A 17,613-nucleotide genomic window follows, 5' to 3' on the forward strand; every position below is an offset into this window, starting at 1 on the left:
CGGGGATCAGGTTCGGGTGAGACGGGAAAGCCGTATTATGCCAGCGATCCCGCCGTATCGCCCCGCCCCATGCGGCATCACGTGACGCCAGTCGGCCGAATGGCTGCATTTTCAGGGTAGTCCGGAGGCGGCGTCGGAGAATTCCGATCGCCGCCGCGATGCCGGGGAAACACTCGACCGGTCAGACCGGCCACGGCCCCCGAAGCGCCAGCACCTTCTCGCGCAAGGCCTCCGGTGTTGCTTGTGCGGGTGCAACGGGCTCGCCGACGACAAGCTCCAGTCGATTCAGAATGCCGCGCTTGAACGGCCGCGTCATTGCAGCGCCGCCGTGCCGCGAGAAAAAACTGCCCCACAGGCCGCGCAATGCCATCGGCACCACCGGTACGGGTGTGCGCTCGATGATGCGCTGCACGCCTTGCCGGAAGACCTGAAGATCCCCCGATGCCGTCAGCTTTCCTTCCGGGAATATGCAAACGACTTCTCCCGCTGCCAGCGCTTGGGCGATCTGCTCGTATGCCTTGTCGAGCCCGGCGGCGTCCTCATGCGCCGGCGCGATGGGAATCGCTTTCACGGTCCGGAAGAACCAGGACAGCACCGGAATACGGAAAATCCGGTGGTCCATGACGAACCGGACCGGCCGCCGGATCGACGCGCCGATCACCACGGCGTCGGCGAAGCTCACGTGGTTGCATACCAGCACGCAAGGCCCATCGTCCGGGATCTGGTCCGCGCCTTCGACATCGATCCGGTAAATCGTATGCAGCAGCAGCCACATGACGAAGCGAATCAGGAATTCCGGCAGCAGCGTGTAGAGATACACGGCGACCAATGCGTTGAGCACCCCGGTCACGAGGTATAACTGATCGATCGTGAAGCCCGCCTTGGTGAGCACCATCGCCATCAACGCCGACACGATCATGAACAACGCATTGAGGATGTTGTTTGCCGCGATGATGCGGGCGCGATGCGACGGCGCACTGCGGCTCTGGATCAATGCATACAACGGCACGCTGTAGAAACCACCGAACATCGCCAGCAGGAACAGATCCGCGAGAATGCGCCAATGGGCCGGTTGCGATACAAACTGTCCGACCGTCTGCAGCGTGCCGGCACCCGCGCCGCCACGACTGGCAAAGTACAGATCGACCGCGAACACGGTCATGCCGATCGAGCCGAACGGCACCAGCCCGATCTCCACTTTCCCGCCCGAGAGGCGCTCGCACAACAGCGAACCGATCCCGATGCCGATCGAGAACATCGCCAGCAGCAACGTGACGACATCCGGATCGGCGCCGAGCACGTCGTGGGCGAAATTGAAGAACGAGGCCAGGAATGTCGCGCCGAGAAACCAGAGCCAGGAAATGCCCAGCAGACTCTGAAAGACGGCGCGATCCGTGCGCGCAATTCGCAGATTCCGCCAGGTCTCGGTGAACGGATTCCAGTTGATGCGCAGACCCGGCTGTGCCGCCGGCGTTTGCGGCACCCAATGGGAAACCAGGCGCCCCAACCCTGCCAACACAAGACAGACACCGCCGATCCAGGGCAGCGACGCCGCGCCCGCCCCCGCCAACTCACCGCCGACGATCGTGCCGATCAGGATGGCGACGAAGGTCCCCATTTCGACCAGCCCGTTGCCGCCCACCAGCTCGTGATTGGCGAGATGCTGCGGCAGATAGGCATACTTCACCGGCCCGAAGAGCGTCGAATGCAAGCCCATCAGGAAGGTGCAGACGTAGAGCAGCGGCGCACTCGTCCACACGAAACCGGCGGCCCCAACGGCCATGATCGCGATTTCGAGCGTTTTGACGAAACGGATCAGGCGCGCCTTGTCCCACTTGTCGGCAATCTGGCCGCTCGTGGCGGAAAAGAGCAGGAACGGCGCGATGAAAATCGCCGAAATGAGAAACGCCGCTGTCTTGCCGTCGACGTTTTGAAAGAGCGACGCGTGGTAAGTGACGAGCGACGTGAACGCGATCTTGAACACGTTGTCGTTCATCGCGCCAAGAAACTGCGTCCAAAAAAACGGCGCGAAGCGCCGTTGTTTCAGCAGTCGTGATTGGTGGCCCTCGCCGCGTGCCCCGCGCTGGCTGGGCGCACTCACTTGGTGTTTTCCGCTTCCTCTGCGGGCCAGTCGCGGATGTATGCCTTGAGCATGCGATTCTCGAACGACTGCTCCTCGACGACCGCGCGCGCCACGTCGTAGAACGAAATCACGCCCATGAGCGTGCGGTTGTCCATCACCGGCAAATATCGGGCGTGGCGCTCGAGCATCATGCGGCGCACTTCGTTCACGTCCGTCTCCGGCGTGCATGTGAGCGGATGGTCATCCATGACCTTGCGGATCGTGGAGCCACCGACCGTTCCGCCGTTCTTGCTGATCGTGTTGATGATCTCGCGGAAGGTGAGCATGCCCACGAGATCGCCGTACTCCATCACCACCAGCGAGCCGATGTCGTGTTCCGCCATCGTGTCGACGGCGTCCGCCAGCGAGGTCTCCGGGGTCACGGTGAAAAGGGTGTTGCCCTTTACTTTCAGGATGTCAGACACACGCATGGCACACACTCCTCTTTGTAATGCTCGGGCAATCGTGGCGGAACGCTGCCGCCCGACGTATTGCCGCACTTCGCCAAGACTTCGGCTTGCGAGACGGATGAGACGGCGTTCGCTGGCGCGCGCACCGCTGTCCCCGTATGAATAATCGTTGGAACCTGTTCAAAGGATGCTATCGGAAAGCGTTTGAAAAGGAAAGGCAAAAGGCACCCACATGTCCGTGCGGCGCGGGTTTTCGGCCGATTCCGTGTCACCTCTCGGACATCGCCGCATTCGCGACATCGGACAACACCGCAATTTCCCTGATGCAGCACGCAAAGCGTGTCGGCACGCCGACAGGTAATGCTAGGATTGCCGTATACGTAAAGTCCGCGTCACACGTCAGCGTCAAGTCAACGTCCAGCTACCAGCGAGGCCCTCTTCGACATGTCCGTACCGCACTTCGACACGCTCGCCCTGCACGCCGGGGCCGCCCCCGACCCTGCAACAGGGGCGCGTGCCACGCCGATCTACCAGACGACCTCGTTCGTGTTCTCCGACGCCGATCAGGCGGCCGCACTCTTCAATATGGAACGCGCCGGGCACGTCTATTCCCGCATCTCGAACCCGACCAATGCCGTATTCGAAGAACGAATGGCTGCATTGGAGAACGGCGCGGGTGCGATCTCGACGGCCAGCGGACAGGCCGCACTGCATCTGGCCATCGCCACGTTGATGGGCGCGGGTTCGCATATCGTTGCGTCGAGCGCGCTGTATGGCGGCTCGCACAACCTGCTGCACTACACGTTGCGACGCTTCGGTATCGAGACGACGTTCGTGCGCCCTGGCGACATCGACGGGTGGCGTGCGGCGGTGCGCCCCGAAACCCGTCTGTTCTTTGGCGAGACGCTGGGCAACCCCGGCCTCGATGTGCTCGACATCGGGCAAGTCGCGCAAATTGCGCACGACGCCGGCGTGCCCCTGCTCGTGGACAGTACGTTCACCACGCCCTGGCTGATCCGACCCTTCGATCATGGCGCGGACCTCGTGTATCACTCGGCCACCAAGTTCCTTGGCGGACACGGCACGACCATCGGCGGTGTCCTGATCGACGGGGGCACCTTCGACTTCGAGAAGAGCGGCAAATTTCCGGAGCTGACCGAACCTTACGACGGCTTTCACGGCATGGTCTTTGCGGAGGAAAACTCCGTCGCCCCCTTCCTGCTGCGTGCACGGCGCGAGGGACTGCGCGACTTCGGTGCCTGCCTGCACCCGCAGGCGGCATGGCAATTGTTGCAAGGTATCGAAACGCTGCCGCTGCGCATGGCACGTCACGTCGACAATGCCCGGCGCGTCGTGGACTTCCTCGCAGGGCACGACGCCGTTGCCGGCGTCGCCTATCCGGAGTTGCCATCGCACCCCGACTATGCGTTGGCCAAGCGCCTGCTGCCGCGCGGCGCGGGTGCCGTGTTCAGTTTCAATCTCAAGGGGGATCGGGAAGCGGGCCGCCGTTTCATCGAGTCGCTGCAACTGTTCTCGCATCTCGCCAATGTGGGCGACGCGCGCTCGCTGGTCATTCACCCCGCCTCGACCACGCACTTCCGAATGGATGCTGCGGCGCTGACGGCTGCGGGCATTGGCGAAGGCACCGTGCGCCTGTCGATCGGCCTGGAAGATCCGGACGATCTGATCCAGGACCTCAAGCGCGGCCTCAAGGCGGCAGTCAAATCCTCCTCGAAGGGACAAGCCCGATGAACTTCGACATCGACGGCAACAACGTCTACGCCTACACCGCGGGCAAGGCGATCCATCCGGCGCAGCCCACGGTCGTATTCCTCCACGGTGCGCAGCACGATCACAGTGTGTGGGGCCTGCAGAGCCGGTATCTCGCCAACCACGGCATCAACGTGCTCGCACTGGATCTGCCCGGGCATCATCGTAGTACCGGCGCGCCGTTGAAGACCATCGGCGAGATGGCGGACTGCGTGGTCGCGGTGCTCGACGCGGCGGGCGTGCGCGATGCCGCGTGGGTCGGTCATAGCATGGGGTCCCTGATCGCGCTGGACGCGGCGGCGCGGCATCCCGAGCGCGTGACGCGCATCGCCCTTGTGGGCACCGCGTATCCGATGAAGGTTTCCGACGTGCTGCTCGAAGCGGCCGCCGAGCGCGAGCCGGAGGCCATTGCTCTCGTCAATGCGTGGTCGCACAGCACGCTCGCGGCAAAGCCGTCTGCGCCGTGCCCGGGCTTCTGGACATGGGGGGGCAATCAACGACTGATGGAACGTGTGGCCCAGCGCAATCCTGCGAAGGTGTTTCTCACCGATTTCGAAGCGTGCAACCGCTACGATCAAGGCGACGAGGCTGCGACGCGCGTGACCTGCCCCGTGCTTGCCGTACTGGGCCGACGCGACCAGATGACGCCACCGCGTGCGGCCCAGGGATTGCTCGACACGCTGCGCACTGCAGGCGCGCCCGTCACGGTCACCGTCGTGGATGCGGGACACGCCATCATGACGGAACAGCCCGACGCCCTGCTCGATGCCCTCAAGCAATTCATGCGACACTGAACGCGTCGCCCTCACAACGAAACGAGGAGGCTTGCCATGCGACAAACGCCCGAAAGCGCGCCGGCGTTTCACCGGTTCGCAGACTTCTATCCGTTTTATCTTGGCGAACACCGCAACGCCGCGTGCCGTCGACTGCACTTCGTCGGCTCGTGGGGAGTGATCGCCCTTCTGGTCGCGTTTGCCGTGACAGGCAATGTGTGGTGGTTACCGGCAGCGATCGTTTGTGGCTATGCGTTCGCCTGGGTCGGTCACTTCTTCTTCGAAAAGAACCGGCCCGCCACGTTTCGCCATCCCGTCTACAGTCTGATGGGCGACTGGGTCATGTTCCGGGATATCTGCCTGGGACGCATCAAGCTTTAGCGTCTTCCGGCGCACTTCGTCCCGCGGGTCCTTCGCGGCCCTGCCCGGGCCCGGTAGCGCCGGAGGTCCGATCATCCGCGCCGTCGCGCGCTCGATCGCCTTCCCGTTCGCGTTCGTCTCCATCGGCCCTATCGTCCCTATCGGCCCCATCGTCCCCCGGACGAACGCATGGCAACGCGTCGGCCAACGGCACGTCCCAATTGCCCTCACGCAGCATTTCGGCGATGTGCGCACCATCGAGCGCATGGCGCTCCATCTGTCGTGCCAGTTCGTCGACGTTCAGGGCGAGTTGCGCGACCAACGGTGCCAGCTTCGCCTTTCGCGGGTTCGCCAGCAACAGCCAGCGCTCGGAAGGCGGATGCATCGTGAGGCGTCCCACCCAGCTCATGCGCTCCAGACGCGCCAGCAAATCGGCAGCATGCTCGAGACTCGTGCGCATCGAACGGGCCAGTTGCTGCGTCGTCAGGCCGCCACCGCCCGCTTCGCGGTCCTGATTGAGCAGGTGGATGAGCGTCAGCCCGTCGAGAAGATCGCTGCCCGGGAAACGCGGATATTGAAAGTGCCCCATGCGCAGCGCGGGCAGCACCGAGGTGATGGTCGCACCGAGCAACGCCACCAGCCACGAGAGATAGATCCACAGCAGAAAGATCGGCACGGCGGCGAACGCCCCGTAGACCGCCGTATAAGTCGGGAACTGACGGATGTACAGGCCGAAGCCACGCTTGGTCAGATCGAAGGCAATGGCTGCCACGATGCCGCCGACCAGCGCGTCGCGCCAGTCTACCTTGCAGTTCGGCATGTAGACATACATCAGCATGAACGCCACGCTGGTCAACGCGGGGGGAATCAGGCTGAGCAACGACGCCACCGCTGGCGGCAGCGTACTCACCAACGACATCGACTGCGTGAAGATATACGAGCTGATCGACAGACTCACACCGAACAACAGCGGGCCGAGCGTGAGCAAGCTCCAGTAAATGATCACGCGCTGCGCGATCGGCCTCGGGCGCGGCACTCGCCAGATCACGTTGAACGCCGATTCGACCGTCATCAACGTGAGCACGGCCGTCACCAGCAAACCGACAAGACCGAAGGCCGTCAGGCCCGTCGCTTTCGACGCGAACTGGTTCAGATACCGGAAGATCTGCGCATTGACGCTCTCGGGCATCAGATGCTCGAGCAGGAATCCCTGCAGCGCATCGCGAAACGAATTGAAAATCGGAAACGCCGTGAACAGCGCGAAGGTCACGGCAAACAACGGTACGATCGACAGGATCGACGTGAACGTCAGGCTGCCCGCCACTTGCGGAATCCGGTCGTCCTGCGCGCGCGCGAGCGCGTATCGCAGCAATTGGCGAACGTTATTCCAGTTGATGCGGGGCAGCTTGGGCAAATCGGGCTCCTCGAAGGGAAACGGTGGCGCCGCAGGCGGGGAAAACACGCCGACTTCGTTCGTCGCGCACGATCCGCTACGGCACCGGGAACGCCCTATAATACCCGCACTTTTTGCTTGCTTTCGACTCCAGACCCAGGGAAACCGGCGGTTTACCCGCTTGCCTGTCGCCCCGCCCCCGCCACTTCCCGGCATCCGCCGATTCCGACTTCATGACCGAAATCCTCGTCCTGTACTACAGCCGTCACGGCACCACGGCACAACTCGCACAGTGCATCGCGTCCGGCATCGACAGCGTGCCCGGCGCGCAGGCGCGCGTGCGCACTGTCCCCGCCGTGTCGACCGTGTGCGAAGCCAGCGCACCCGACATCCCGGACAGCGGCCCCCCGTACGTCGAATTGCGCGATCTGGAAGAATGTGCCGGTCTCGCCTTGGGCTCGCCCACCCGCTTCGGCAACATGGCGGCGGCACTGAAGTACTTTCTCGACGGCACCACGCCGCAATGGCTCTCGGGTGCGCTGTCGGGCAAGCCGGCGTGCGTCTTCACGTCGAGCGCGAGCCTGCATGGCGGACAGGAAAGCACGCTGCTCTCGATGATGATTCCACTGCTGCACCACGGCATGCTGCTCATGGGGCTGCCTTACACCGAGCCCGCCCTGTCGAGCACCCGCACCGGCGGCTCCCCCTACGGCGCGACGCATTTCGCACACGACGGCAACCCGCTGTCTGCCGACGAGCGCCAGTTGGCGTCGGCGCTCGGCGCGCGACTCGCACGAGCGGCCCTCAAGCTGGCAGAATGAGCGCTTGCGCCGCGTCCCGATGCGAATCCGGCGAAGCGGCGCGAACCTGAACAAGACAGAACGCGCCTGAGCGCCGGCCGATTCCCGCCCCGGCGCAGGCGATGCCGCCTTGCAGCAACCCCGGCCCAAGAGACAAGCCCATGACTGCCACGCCGCCCGACCTGCCCCAGCACGCGAACGTCCGCCACTCAACGCTGCCGGCACCGGCCCCAGCGCCCGTGCTTCGGATGGTGAGCATCGTCAGCTTGCTGGCGTTGATCGTACTGTCGGTCGCGTGGGAGTTGTGGCTCGCGCCGCTGCGTCCCGGTGGCTCGTGGCTCGTACTGAAGGCGCTGTTGCTGCTCCTGCCGCTGCGCGGCGTGCTGCGCGGCGATCTCTACACGCTCCAGTGGTCGAGCATGTTCATTCTGCTTTTCCTTGCCGAAGGCGTGGTGCGCGGCATGTCCGACACCGGCCTCTCGGCGACGCTCGCGTGGATCGAAACAGCGCTGTCCGCGGTGTTCTTCTTCGCGACGATTTTCTATCTGCGCCCTTTCAAGCGCGCCGCGAAAGCCCGCGCGGCTGCGGCCCAATAGGAAGTCCCCGATGAACACCATGGCGCGTCTCTGCGCAGCGCCCCCACTCGACGTGACGCACGGGGCCGACGCCACGCTTTCTTCGCCATGACCAACACGTCTGATACGTCTCATACGTCCGATACGTCGGATACGCCGTTCATCACCGCCTGCCGCGACCTGCTCGGGCGCGACCATGTCCTGCTCGATCCGGCGGACACGGGCGCCTACCTCATCGATCAACGCAAGCGCTACCACGGGCGCGCCCTTGCCGTGCTACGCCCATCGGACGCAGTACAAGTCGCCGCTCTCGTCAGATTGTGCGTGGCGCACGGCGTGCCGATGGTACCCCAAGGCGGCAACACGGGCCTCGCCGGTGGCGCCACGCCGGATACGAGCGGGCGCGGCGTCGTCATCAGCCTGCTTCGCCTCGATCGCATTCGTCAGGTAGATGCCGAGAACATGACTCTGACTGCCGAGGCCGGCTGCGTGCTGGCCAACGTGCAGGCCGCTGCCGCAACGGCCGACCGGTTGTTTCCGCTGAGTCTGGCGGCCGAGGGGAGTTGCACCATCGGTGGCAATCTCGCCACGAACGCAGGCGGTACCGCCGTGCTGCGCTATGGCAATGCGCGCGAGTTGTGCCTGGGGCTGGAAGTCGTGACACCCCAGGGCGACTTGTGGGACGGTCTGCGCGGTCTGCGCAAGGACAATACCGGCTACGATCTGCGCGACCTCTTCATCGGCGCCGAAGGCACGCTCGGCCTGATCACGGCGGCGACGCTCAAGCTGTTCGCGCAGCCTGCCGCACGCATGACGGCGCTCGCGGCGCTCGATAGCCCGTCGCAAGCGCTGGCGCTCCTGAATCTCGCGCAACGCATGGCCGGCCCGCTGCTCACCGGCTTCGAATTGATGTCGGACTTCTGCCTGCAACTGGTGGCGCAAGTCTTTGCGCAACAACGCTATCCGTTCGCGCAACCCCACCCACAAAGTGTGCTGCTCGAACTCTCGGATAACGAAAGCGAAGCCCACGCGCGCGATCTGCTGGAGCGCCTGCTCAGCGCCGCCATGGAGGCGGGCATCGTGCGCGACGCCATCGTGGCCGGCAACCTCGCCCAGTCGAACGCCCTCTGGCACCTGCGCGAGAGCATCCCGCTCGCCCAGTCGGCCACGGGCCTGAACATCAAGCACGACATTGCCGTGCCGGTCTCGCAAGTGCCCGCCTTCATCGAGGCGACCGACCCGATCGTCCAGCGCATCGCCCCCGGGGCACGCATGGTGACCTTCGGGCATCTCGGCGACGGGAATCTGCATTACAACGTGATGGCCCCCGAGGGGGTCGATCCGGGAGATTTCCTGCGGCAATATCAGGCGCCGGTCACCGCCGCCGTGCACGACAGCGTCCATGCGCACCGAGGCACCATCAGTGCCGAGCACGGTCTGGGCCAGTACAAGCGCGATGCCGCCGCGCACTACAAGTCGCCCGTCGAACTGGCGTTGATGCGCACGCTGAAGTCGGCGCTTGATCCGCTCGGCTTGATGAATCCAGGGAAATTGTTGCCCGATTGAGGTGCCGTCGGACGGTCCATGCGCCGCCCGACGCCAGCCCCCCCCGCGCGACATCGCGATCCCGAGGCGGCAGCAAAATTCCGCAAAATCGACGGGAATGTCACCACATTCGCGACAAAAAGCCGCGAAATCGCCGCATTTTCTTTACAAATGCATCACAAAACCCTACAATTGCGTCTTTCCTATTACGACGGAGTTTTCCGTGGGCAGTTGCTCTAGTAGCACGCAAGCGTCGGCAATGACCGGCGAGGCGTTGGCCCGGTAACCCGCAGTCGTCATCGACTGCCGCTGCCGGGCTCAATACCGCAGCGGTAGTGCATCCATCGCCATCTCTTAGGCGACCCGTTTTTCCCGCACCCTGACCGCAGTACAACGTTTGACGGAAGTGCTTGCACCTCCGGAACGAGGCACGTTCGGCATGCCCGTTCGCACCTGACGCCCCGCTATCCAACGAGGGGCGTCTCGCGAACGGTCTCGCAGAGCCTGCCGACGCTTGCGTCCCAATCTTGCATCGCGTTGCGCGCCGCACCGCCCTGTCATGTCGTTCGTCACGACACTGGGCCTTTGCAGCAAGCATTGCCTCGCATCGCCACGCCCCGGCATCCGCCGTCCCAGGCCCTTGAATTCAGGAGGACACCATGACGCTGCAAATGCTCATTCCCACGCTGCTCGATCGCGCCCGGGCACGTCTCGCACCGACGTCCAGCGCCACCGGACAGGCAAACACCTCGTCGCCCCAATACCGGCTGGTGGTACTCGCGCTCGCGTCGAAAGCCCACGCCATCGACGCGCAAGTCCGCCATGCGCTACGCGCGGAACGCCTCGCCCCCGAGGCGGCGAATCGCACCGAGCGTTCGGGCGGTTACCTGATGGAACTCGACTACGTGCTGCGCTGCGAGCGCAGCCGGCGCGCGGCGCTCGTGCACCTCGTCTCCAGGTTGGGCGACACCGCAGGTGTCCGTGCCGTTCGCTGGGAAACGGCGCCGAAGCTCGCGCAACGCAGGTCAACGGGTTGACGCGAACTTTGCAGCATTTCAAGGGCCGCTAAATTAGAATCGAAGTGCTAGCGTCACTGGCGCCCAAGGGCCTCCCGTCCGACGCCGCACGAACCCCTGATGAAGCGCCGCACTTCCGGCGACGCCCGACATGCTCAAGACTCTGCTTGCCCGCTTCCGGTTATCCCCCCAACGCGCCGGTATCGACGACGACATCTGGCAGGAAGTCGTGGGCACCCTGCCGTTTCTGTCGCGCCGCAGCACCCACGAGCTGGACAAGCTTCGCACCCTCGCCACCGATTTCCTGGCCGACAAGCACTTCTCGACAGCACACGACCTGCCGCTCACCGAGGCGATGTGCGTCTCGGTGGCCGCGCAGGCCTGCTTGCCGATTCTCCATCTGCCCAGCGCGCTCTATCGCGGATGGACCGGAATCGTCCTGTATCCGGGCGAGTTCCTGATTCGCAAGACCGTGCAGGACGAAGCCGGCGTCGTGCACGACATCGCCCAGGAAGCCAGCGGCGAGGCCTGGGAAGGCGGTCCCGTGGTGCTCTCGTGGCAAGACGTGCAGGCCAGCGATGCGCTTGCGTACAACGTCGTGATTCACGAATTCGTCCACAAGATCGACATGGAGGGCGGCGAAGCGGACGGCGTGCCGCCGATGCTGCGGCGCCTGCACGGCGACCTGACGGCCGACACCTGGTGCGACGTGTTCGATCCCGCTTTCGAGGCGTTCTGCCATCACGTGGCCAATGTGCCGGATACCCACTGGGAGGTCTTCGCGGCCAATTCGCTGCTCGACCCCTACGCCGCCGAGCACGAATCGGAGTTTTTCGCGGTGTGTGCCGAGGCGTTCTTCGTGGCGCCAGAGGCCTTCCGGGCAGAATATCCGGCCCTGTACACGCTGTTTTCGCGATATTTCCTGCAAGATCCGGCGTCTGGCACCGGGCCGGGCGACGGCCCGTCCGCCACCCCCGTCGCAACCCTATGAAAACTTTGCGAAAGTCATTGTTTTCATGGCATAATGCGCGTTTTACTCACCCGGAAAGTGGTTGACGCCTTCCCAGTCGCATGACAGTGACGGCGTTAGCGGGCCAAGGGGCTCGCGCAGACTGGCTACCGACCTAACCCAAGGTACATCATGAAAGAAGGCATCCACCCGGTTTATCGCGAAGTCCTGTTCCGCGACATGACGCCCGGCGTCGACTTCGAATTCATCACCCGCTCGACGATCCAGACCAAGGAAACGGCCGAGAAGGATGGCAAGACCTATCCGCTCGTGAAGATGGATACGTCGTCGGCTTCGCACAACTTCTACACGGGCGAACAGCGCATCATGGATACGGCTGGTCGCGTCGACAAGTTCCGTCAGAAGTTCGGCAACCGCGCCGGCGGCAAGATCGCCTAAGTTTCGGCGACGCGCCATACAACGCGATGCGGGACCCGACAGCAGTTCGCGGGTCAGCGCATCGGGGGCAACACCCCGGCGTTGTGAAAGCATTGGAAAAGGGCAGCTCAGGCTGCCCTTTTTCTTTGGCCTGATCTGCGCTGAAATGCCGGTTACTGTCATACTGTCGGCTTTTCGGGAATCCACGGACTTTCCCTGAGCATTCGCCCGATCGTCTTGCCGGAAGTCGCACCCTGAGTTTTACCTTAGGATTCACCCCCGAACCGGTTCCGGTTCGCCCTCTGAGTCTCCCCGATCCGGCGCGTGCGCCGGTCATGTCGCACGGCCTATGAAACGAGTTCGCATCACCGCCTCCGCCACCAGCGCGCTTCCGCGTTCGCTGCTGATCGCCATTTGCGTCATCTATGTGCTGGCGGGGTTGTTCGGACGCGACCCGTGGAAGAACGAGGACGCCGCCGGTTTCGGCGTGATGTGGACGATGGCACACGGTCATTTGTCCGACTGGCTGCTGCCAAACATCGCCGGCAAGCCCATTTACGACAACGGCCCGCTCGTCTCGTGGCTCGGCGCACTCGCCATTCGCACCTTCTCCTGGCTCGACGCCCCCGACGCCGCACGCATCGTGACCGGGCTGTGCTTCTATGTCACCTGCACATTCATCTGGTACGGCACGTACCTGCTTGGCCGCCGTCCGGAAGTGCAACCGTTCAAATACGCCTTCGGTGGCGAACCCGAGCCGCGCGATTACGGCCGCACGCTCGCCGACGGCGCCCTGCTGATTCTGCTCGCCTGCTTCGGCCTGGCCGAACGCGGCCACGAAACCACGTCCGCCGTCGGCCAGCTCACGCTCATCTCGATGGCCATCTACGGCCTCGTGCGCAGCCTCGACAAGCCGCGCCAGGGCGCCGTGTGGTTTGGGCTGGCGCTGGGCGGCATGGCGCTCGCGTCGTCGCCGCTGATGGTGCTCTCGCTCTGGATTGCAGGGATGGGGGCGGCCATCGTGTGCCGCGCCCTGCCGCTGCGCATGTTGCTGGTCGTCTCGACGCCCATCGCGCTACTCATTGCTTGCACGTGGCCGCTGGCCGCACTGAAATTCGCCGACGGCGCCCGTGCCTGGCTGGGCGAATGGGCCGACATCGGCGTGGACACCTTCAGCGGTCCGACCGCCAACTCGTTGAGCTATCTCGCCAAGAACCTGGCCCTGTTCGCGTGGCCGGCGTGGCCGCTTGCCGCGTGGTCGCTGTACTCGTGGCGCGGCATGCGACGTGCGCCCCACATCGCCATCGCGCTGGCCTTCGCCATCATGATCCTCCTGCTGATCGTGTTGCAGGCACAGCAGGGCAACCAGCTCTTCATGCTGACGCTGCCGGCGCTGTCGATCATTGCCGCCTTCGGCCTGCCCACGCTCAAGCGCGGCACGGTCAACGCCATCGACTGGTTCGCCGTGTTGTCGTTTACCGTGCTGGCCGGCTTCGTCTGGATCGTATGGCTCGCCAGCATTACCGGCTTTCCGGCATCGACGGCACGCAACCTGGGGCGTCTGGTGCCGGGCTTCGTCCCCGAGTTCAGTTGGATCACCCTGATCAGCGCATTGCTCGTCACCGGTGCGTGGGTAACCCTGGTCGCCTGGCGCGTGTCGCGCAGCCCGAAGGTACTGTGGCGCAGCGTGGTGCTCTCCTCGGGCGGCACGACACTGATGTGGGTGCTGCTCATGACACTCTGGCTGCCGGTCGTCAACTATGGCCGGACGTATCGCGATGTGGCGGCGCAGATCGCCGCGCATCTGCCCGCCGACTACACCTGCATCCGCACCGCACGCGTGGGCGATGCGCAACTCGCTTCGTTCGCTTACTTCGGCAAGATGCGTTTCGGCTCGGCCAGCGACGACTGCGACGTGCTGCTGCGTCAGGACTCGCAAGATTACAGCGAGCCGCTGTCGCTCGCGCCGTATGAGTGGCGCCTGCTTTGGGAAGGCCGCCGCGCATCCGACCGCGACGAACGATTCCGTCTCTACGTGCTGCAGGAGCGTCCGTGGCATCGCGCGGCGCGTCCGCGTTGACCGGAGCCGGCGCACACACCATGTGGCACGACATCAAACGCATTGCCGGGCTTGCCTGGCCGGTGCTGATCGGCCAACTGGCGGTGATTGCCTTCGGGGTCATCGACACCGCCATGGTCGGCCGCGCTTCGGCCTTCGATCTCGCATCGCTCGCGCTCGGCGGCTCGATCTACATCACGGTGTACGTCGGCCTGATGGGCATTCTGGTCGCGCTTTCGCCGATCGTGGCGCAGCTCTTCGGTGCAGGCGAGCGCGACGCCATCGGCGAGGAAGTGCGTCAGGCATTCTGGCTGGCGCTGTTTCTCGCCATACCGGGCGTGCTGATCCTGTCGCATCCGCAGTTCATCCTGCAACTCTCGGAAGCCAATCCCGAACTCGAGGCACGGGCCAGCGCCTACCTCCAGACACTGGCCTACGGTCTGCCTGCCGCGCTGCTCTTCCGTTTGTACTCATCGCTGTCGACGGCCGTCGGGCAACCGCGCATCGTCATGGCGATTCAGGTGACCGGGCTTGCGCTCAAGGTCCCGCTGAATCTCGCACTCATCTACGGCGTGGAGCGCCTCGGCATTCCGGCGCTCGGCAGCACGGGCTGTGCCATTGCCACGACAGCCATCAACTGGGTGTCCTGCGGGCTGGGACTCACGTTGATGGCGCGCCACGCGAAGTTGCGCGAGTTCCGGGTCTTCTCGCGCTTTTGCTGGCCGAACTGGCACGCCATTCGCGGACTGCTCAAACTCGGCGTGCCGATGGGGCTCAGCTACCTGATTGAAGTCACCGCCTTCTCGTTCATGGCGATCTTCATCGCACGACTGGGTGACGTGACGCTCGCGGGGCATCAGATCGCCGCCAACCTCGGCGCACTCATGTACATGTTGCCGATGTCGATCGGCATCGCCACGTCGACGCTCACCGCGCAGGCCATCGGCTCACGCGACTTTGCCCTGGCGCGTCTGATCGGACGTCGGGGCGTGGAATTCGCCGGCACGTTGGGCGTGTTGCTGGCCATCCTCATGTGGATCGGCCGCCCGCTGATTCTGGCCGCTTACACGTCCGACCCGCTCGTCGCCGCCGTGACGACACCGCTGCTCGCCATCGTGGCCCTGTACCACGTGTTCGATGCGTTGCAGGTGAACGCCGTGTTCGTGCTGCGCGCGTGGAAGGTCGCGGTCGTGCCGACCGTCATCTACGCCGTGTCGCTCTGGGGCGTCGGGCTGGGCGGCGGTTATGTGCTGGGTTTCGACGTCGGCGGCTTCACCCCTGCGTGGCTCCACGGTGCGGCGGGCTTCTGGTTCGCGAACAGCGCCAGTCTGGGCGTCGCCGCGTTCGGGTTGTTGTTGTATCTGCGCTGGGTCGTTCGGAACAAGAGTTAAGGGCCGACGCCCGCCGATGAGGGCGCCGCGGGCGCATCTGCAGACACCCCCACCGGCGCCCCGCTCTGCCGCCCCTTCAATACACTGTCGACGCCAGCGAAAAACGCGTCGTACGTTTCACGCGTCAGCCGCGTTACCGTGCCTTCAGCGTCGTCGGCCCACTCAAGTTGTACGACAACAAAATTGCCCGCACGGATATCCATGTCCGCCTCCTGCCCGGCCCGTCTGCCGTTGCACTCGCGCGATTTTATTGACGAATGGGGTATACCCGCAAAGGCATTCGATCGATCTTTCCATAGAATGTTGTCTGACGACATACAACAAACATGCCGTCACCCACGCCCTTTGGTCTGATTCAAATCCCACGCCATGAGCCGAACCCCAATCGTTACCGAACTGCGCGTCATCCCCGTCGCTGGCCGCGACAGCATGCTGCTGAATCTCAGTGGCGCGCATGGCCCGTTCTTCACACGCAACCTCGTCATTCTGAAGGACAGCGCCGGACATACGGGCGTCGGCGAAGTCCCCGGCGGCGAATCGATCCGCAAGACGCTCGACGACGCCCGCCCCTACGTGGTCGGCCAGTCGGTCGCGAACATTCAGGCGATTCTCGGCCGCACACGACGCACGTTTGCCGACCGTGACGCCGGCGGACGCGGGCTGCAAACCTTCGACCTGCGCACCACCATTCACGCTGTCACGGCGCTGGAAGCCGCGCTGCTCGATCTCCTCGGCCAGCATCTCGAGGTCCCGGTCGCCGCGCTCCTGGGCGAAGGGCAGCAACGCAGTGAAGTGGCCATGCTCGGTTATCTGTTCTTCATCGGCGACCGGCAGGCAACCGACCTCCCCTACGCGGACAACCATTCGGCTCGCGACGCGTGGGAGCGAGTCCGCACCGAAGTCGCCATGACGCCCGATGCCGTTGTCCGACTGGCAGAAGCCGCCCATGCGCGTTACGGCTTCCAGGACTTCAAACTCAAAGGCGGCGTGCTCGACGGCGACGCGGAAATCGAAGCCGTCACCGCGCTGGCCAAACGCTTCCCGCAGGCACGCGTCACGCTCGATCCGAATGGTGCGTGGTCACTCGACGAAGCCATCCGTCTTTGCCGCGACAAACATGACGTACTTGCCTACGCGGAAGATCCTTGCGGCGCCGAGAACGGTTACTCCGGTCGCGAAGTCATGGCGGAATTCCGTCGTGCCACGGGCTTGCCGACGGCCACCAACATGATTGCCACGGACTGGCGTCAGATGGGCCACGCGATCCAGTTGCAGTCGGTCGACATCCCGCTCGCCGATCCGCATTTCTGGACGATGCAGGGCGCGGTACGCGTTGCGCAGATGTGCCACGACTGGGGACTGACGTGGGGCTCGCATTCGAACAATCACTTCGATATCTCGCTGGCGATGTTCACGCACGTGGCCGCAGCGGCGCCCGGCAAGATCACGGCGATCGATACGCACTGGATCTGGCAGGATGGCCAGTACCTCACCCGCAATCCGTTGCAGATCGTCGGTGGCAACGTGCAGGTACCGAGCGCTCCCGGCCTTGGCGTAACGCTGGATATGGATGCCATTGACGCCGCCCACGCGCTTTATCTCGAGCATGGTCTTGGCGCACGCGATGACAGCGTCGCGATGCAATACCTCATCACCGACTGGAAATTCGATCCGAAGCGCCCTTGCCTGGTCCGCTGATCGAAACACTTCAGGGCGTCTCGGCGGGCAAATCCGGGACGTCCCGTCATCAGGCTGTCGCAATGCGCAAAGTGCGCGAATTCCCGAGAAATGCTGCGAAAATACCGCAGGACCATTTCGGAATTACATTCGTGAGGGAAAAAGTGGCGCCGAGGCCCGCAAAGCTTGCTGGAACGGCGTTAGACACGGCCGAAATCGAGGGATGACGGCAAGCGAGAGGGGAATAAAAAAAGCCCAGGCATCAGCCTGGGCTTTCTTCGTTTGGCGGAGCGGACGGGGCTCGAACCCGCGACCCCCGGCGTGACAGGCCGGTA

General features: G+C 64.2%; 16 protein-coding genes. 12 read left to right on the top strand and 4 right to left on the bottom strand.

All coding sequences use genetic code 11. From position 1 onward, the window contains the following. Window positions 1–181 precede the first annotated feature (181 nt). Window positions 182–2,101 carry an MFS transporter gene (locus tag ABWO90_RS02710; RefSeq protein WP_353189638.1) on the bottom strand — a complete coding sequence of 640 codons (1,920 nt, stop codon included), beginning with the start codon at window positions 2,099–2,101 and terminating at the stop codon, window positions 182–184. Further along, window positions 2,098–2,553 (bottom strand): CBS domain-containing protein, encoded by a 456-nt coding sequence (locus tag ABWO90_RS02715; protein WP_353189639.1) that lies wholly within the window; start codon window positions 2,551–2,553, stop codon window positions 2,098–2,100. Before ABWO90_RS02715 ends, ABWO90_RS02710 begins: the two co-directional genes overlap by 4 nt. 423 nt (window positions 2,554–2,976) lie before the next feature. Between ABWO90_RS02715 and ABWO90_RS02720 the strand changes: the two genes are divergently transcribed. Genes ABWO90_RS02720 through ABWO90_RS02730 form a run of 3 tightly spaced genes read left to right on the top strand, consistent with a single transcriptional unit; the run spans window position 2,977 to window position 5,456 of the window. After that, window positions 2,977–4,284 (top strand): O-acetylhomoserine aminocarboxypropyltransferase, encoded by a 1,308-nt coding sequence (locus ABWO90_RS02720; RefSeq protein ID WP_353189640.1) that lies wholly within the window; start codon window positions 2,977–2,979, stop codon window positions 4,282–4,284. After that, a complete protein-coding gene (locus ABWO90_RS02725; protein WP_353189641.1) occupies window positions 4,281–5,096 on the top strand; it encodes an alpha/beta fold hydrolase in 816 nt (271 codons plus the stop codon). The genes ABWO90_RS02720 and ABWO90_RS02725 overlap by 4 nt, the downstream gene beginning before the upstream one ends. Before the next feature lie 36 nt (window positions 5,097–5,132). After that, window positions 5,133–5,456 (top strand): Mpo1-like protein, encoded by a 324-nt coding sequence (locus ABWO90_RS02730; protein WP_353189642.1) that lies wholly within the window; start codon window positions 5,133–5,135, stop codon window positions 5,454–5,456. Here ABWO90_RS02730 and ABWO90_RS02735 read toward each other — a convergent pair. After that, complete coding sequence (locus tag ABWO90_RS02735) at window positions 5,446–6,849, bottom strand: YihY family inner membrane protein (protein ID WP_353189643.1); 1,404 nt, start codon at window positions 6,847–6,849, stop codon at window positions 5,446–5,448. The two genes, ABWO90_RS02730 and ABWO90_RS02735, sit on opposite strands and share 11 nt — an antisense overlap. Before the next feature lie 212 nt (window positions 6,850–7,061). On the opposite strand from ABWO90_RS02735, the gene wrbA reads away from it, so the two are divergent. From wrbA to ABWO90_RS02775, 8 genes are all read left to right on the top strand, one after another. Beyond that, on the top strand, window positions 7,062–7,649 hold the full coding sequence (gene wrbA, locus ABWO90_RS02740) for an NAD(P)H:quinone oxidoreductase (RefSeq protein WP_058378154.1): 588 nt from the start codon (window positions 7,062–7,064) through the stop codon (window positions 7,647–7,649). 227 nt (window positions 7,650–7,876) lie between these two features. Then, window positions 7,877–8,224: a DUF2069 domain-containing protein gene (locus tag ABWO90_RS02745; RefSeq protein ID WP_353189678.1), complete on the top strand. Its 348-nt coding sequence runs from the start codon at window positions 7,877–7,879 to the stop codon at window positions 8,222–8,224. A gap of 87 nt (window positions 8,225–8,311) precedes the next feature. Further along, the gene (locus ABWO90_RS02750; protein ID WP_353189644.1) at window positions 8,312–9,769 is read left to right on the top strand and encodes an FAD-binding oxidoreductase; all 1,458 of its coding nucleotides are present in this window, start codon (window positions 8,312–8,314) and stop codon (window positions 9,767–9,769) included. Between the two features lie 638 nt (window positions 9,770–10,407). After that, a complete protein-coding gene (locus ABWO90_RS02755) occupies window positions 10,408–10,785 on the top strand; it encodes a hypothetical protein (RefSeq protein ID WP_353189645.1) in 378 nt (125 codons plus the stop codon). 130 nt (window positions 10,786–10,915) lie between these two features. Beyond that, window positions 10,916–11,755, top strand: a complete 840-nt coding sequence (locus ABWO90_RS02760) for a M90 family metallopeptidase (protein ID WP_353189646.1) — start codon at window positions 10,916–10,918, stop codon at window positions 11,753–11,755. A gap of 150 nt (window positions 11,756–11,905) precedes the next feature. After that, complete coding sequence (locus tag ABWO90_RS02765; protein WP_023595484.1) at window positions 11,906–12,172, top strand: type B 50S ribosomal protein L31; 267 nt, start codon at window positions 11,906–11,908, stop codon at window positions 12,170–12,172. A gap of 328 nt (window positions 12,173–12,500) precedes the next feature. Continuing rightward, window positions 12,501–14,231: an ArnT family glycosyltransferase gene (locus ABWO90_RS02770; protein WP_353189647.1), complete on the top strand. Its 1,731-nt coding sequence runs from the start codon at window positions 12,501–12,503 to the stop codon at window positions 14,229–14,231. A 20-nt stretch (window positions 14,232–14,251) separates the two neighbouring features. After that, on the top strand, window positions 14,252–15,601 hold the full coding sequence (locus tag ABWO90_RS02775) for an MATE family efflux transporter (protein WP_353189648.1): 1,350 nt from the start codon (window positions 14,252–14,254) through the stop codon (window positions 15,599–15,601). Here ABWO90_RS02775 and ABWO90_RS02780 read toward each other — a convergent pair. Continuing rightward, entirely contained in the window at window positions 15,598–15,804 is a 207-nt protein-coding gene (locus ABWO90_RS02780; protein ID WP_353189649.1) for a hypothetical protein, read from the bottom strand. The genes ABWO90_RS02775 and ABWO90_RS02780 overlap by 4 nt on opposite strands. 166 nt (window positions 15,805–15,970) lie before the next feature. On the opposite strand from ABWO90_RS02780, the gene gudD reads away from it, so the two are divergent. Next, complete coding sequence (gene gudD / locus ABWO90_RS02785) at window positions 15,971–17,299, top strand: glucarate dehydratase (protein ID WP_353189650.1); 1,329 nt, start codon at window positions 15,971–15,973, stop codon at window positions 17,297–17,299. Window positions 17,300–17,613: the final 314 nt, after the last annotated feature.

Source organism: Pandoraea pnomenusa (assembly GCF_040391475.1).
GTDB classification, from domain to species: Bacteria; Pseudomonadota; Gammaproteobacteria; order Burkholderiales; family Burkholderiaceae; genus Pandoraea; species Pandoraea pnomenusa_C.